The sequence below is a fragment of the Finegoldia magna genome (assembly GCF_018371055.1).
Taxonomy (GTDB): domain Bacteria; phylum Bacillota; class Clostridia; order Tissierellales; family Peptoniphilaceae; genus Finegoldia; species Finegoldia magna_I.
On record NZ_JAGYZD010000286.1, the window covers coordinates 1 to 1,973 of the forward strand.

At 32.4% G+C, this 1,973-nt stretch carries 2 protein-coding genes; both read right to left on the reverse strand.

Annotated features, from left to right (window positions below; genetic code table 11):
- Positions 1-906: metal ABC transporter solute-binding protein, Zn/Mn family (locus KHW44_RS09135; protein ID WP_304068733.1), on the reverse strand; the 906-nt coding region annotated here is incomplete at its 3' end.
- A gap of 148 nt (positions 907-1,054) precedes the next feature.
- Positions 1,055-1,973: MucBP domain-containing protein (locus KHW44_RS09140; protein WP_304068736.1), on the reverse strand; the 919-nt coding region annotated here is incomplete at its 5' end.

Sequence of the window (1,973 nt, forward strand, 5' to 3'; positions counted from 1 at the left end):
GCTTTCTCCCATTTCATAAAATACTGTATTTATCTTATGTGATTTTGCGAAATTAGTCAATTCTTTCATCTTATTTAAATCAGGTTCTGAATCTGAATTGATACCTTCGATAGGAACTTGATTGATTTCGTAATCTCTTGCCAAATATCCAAATGCTTCATGTGGCACGATAAAATATTTGTCCTTTTGCGGAGCTAATACTTCAGTGTATTTTTTGTCTAAATCTTCAAACTTTTTATCTAATTCTTTGTAATTTTTTTCATAGAAATCTTTGTTTTCTGAATCAAATTTTACGATAGCTTCATACACATTCTTCATTTGAATTCTAGCTTGTTTAGGACTCATCCAAATATGTGGGTCAAATTCGCCGTGGTGATGATGTTCATGGTCATGATCGTGTTCTTTTTCTTCGTGATCATGATCGTGACCTTTTTCTTCGTGGTCATGGTCGTGTTCGTGTTCTTCATGGTCGTGATCGTGGTCATGTTCTTCTTCAGCTTTTATCTTGTCAATATTTGTAGATGAATCAACAATTTCTGTGTTTTTCAAACTAGATTTAACATCTTCCAACCAACCTTCCAATCCAAGACCGTTAACAATTAACATCTTCGAATCAGATAAATTTTTAATATCTTGTGCTGTTGGTTCCCAATCATGAACCGTAGCTCCTTTTGGCATAACATTTACCACATCAATTTTATCCTTAGTGATTTCTTTCGCCATGTATTCAATCGGATAGAAACTAACATATAGTTTCTTTGAATCTGACTTTTCAGTAGATTTGTCATCAGTTTTTTCTTTTTGTTCTTGCATCTTTTGATTGTTGACATCATTGTTTTGTCTAGTACATCCAGATGCCACACCAATCATAAGAGCTAACAATAATATTCTATAAATTTTTTTCATAAATCCTCCATGTAATAATTTATTAATGCAAATTATTTGCATTATCATTTTAAAATGATCTTATTATTTTGTCAAGGATTTTATAAAATTTTTCAAAAAGAAAAAGAAGCAACGCATGTGAATTGCCTCTTTAACCAAAACTATTTAATTAGTCTCTTTTCTTTCTTGATACAGAAATTCCAAATCCACTAACTATAGTTAATGCACCTGCAGCTAATTTCAATAATTCGTAATCAGCACCTGCTTTTGGTAATTTCTTACTTTGTTTTTCTGAAGTTTCTTTTGAACCATCTTTTGGAGTTTCTTTTGAATCTTCCTTTGGAGTTTTTTTGACATCAGGAGTTTGTGGTGTTACTTCTTCTGCTGGTGTCAATGGAGTCCATGGTGTTTCTGTCTTTTCGTAAACATAAGTTATTTCTTGTGTCTTACCTGGTACGAAATTACCTGTTGTTTCTTTTCCATCCTTATCATATTTTGGATTCTCTTTTGGATCTTGTGTTTTTACAAATTTGAAACCGTCTTTTTCCTTCTTACCAGTTGTGTAAGTCTTATCTTTTGTTCCACTATTAACTTCACCATTTACTACTTCACGTTTGATTACTTTTCCATCTTTATCTTTTGTGATGTAGATGTGGTGTTCTTGGAACTTACCAGTTTCTTCTGTTGGTGTTGGTGGTGTACTTGGTGTTTCTGTCTTTTCGTAAACATAAGTTATTTCTTGTGTCTTACCTGGTACGAAATTACCTGTTGTTTCTTTTCCATCCTTTTCATATTTTGGATTTTCTTTTGGATCTTGTGTTTTCACAAATTTGAAACCATCTTTTTCTTTCTTACCAGTTGTGTAAGTCTTATCTTTTGTACCGCTATCAACTTTGTCATTTACTACTTCACGTTTGATTATTTTTCCATCTTTATCTTTTGTGATGTAGATGTGGTGTTCTTGGAACTTACCAGTTTCTTCTGTTGGCTCTTCTTTTGTTCTTTGATAAATATATGTTACTTCTTGTTTTGTGTTTGCTATATAAGCTGCTTCTTTTTCGCTTCCGTCTTCGTTGAATTTTCCACCG